The following is a 416-nucleotide window of genomic DNA, read 5'->3' as shown; positions in this document are numbered from 1 at the left end:
TATCCTGATGCCCGCCGAGGCGGACACCAGTCCGCCCGCTTCGGAAAGGACCGTCAGTTCGTAGGCCGGCTCATCGAGCACGAGGTTCGCGAGTTCGAATACGGTGATTGCCGCGAAGCCGATCATATGGAAATGGGGGAACACAACGAAGCCGATCCTGTGCATGTTGCCCCTCCGCGCGGCATGTCCTAAAACGAGGGTATATATGACGTTTGAGACGCCGTCAACAGTCCTTATCCTCCGCTTATGCCCTCATCGCCCCAGCATTTATGCTCGATGCGTTGGGGCGCGCGATGCCGCGCGACGATGTGTGTCGAGCCGCATTGAAGGCATCAATAGACCCGATAAGGAAAGTTGATATGGATCGACGATTGCTCATCTTGGCGCTCGGCATGTTCGCAATGGGCACCGACAAC

At 57.2% G+C, this 416-nt stretch carries 1 pseudogene; it reads right to left on the bottom strand.

The features are described from left to right. A pseudogene (locus BG61_RS44935) lies at window positions 1–165 on the bottom strand (GlxA family transcriptional regulator); the annotation flags it as partial. Window positions 166–416 lie beyond the last annotated feature (251 nt).

It is taken from the genome of Caballeronia glathei, from assembly GCF_000698595.1.
Lineage (GTDB): Bacteria > Pseudomonadota > Gammaproteobacteria > Burkholderiales > Burkholderiaceae > Caballeronia > Caballeronia glathei.
The sequence above is the reverse complement of the archived record's forward strand: the minus strand, read 5'-3'. Positions and strand labels throughout refer to the sequence as shown.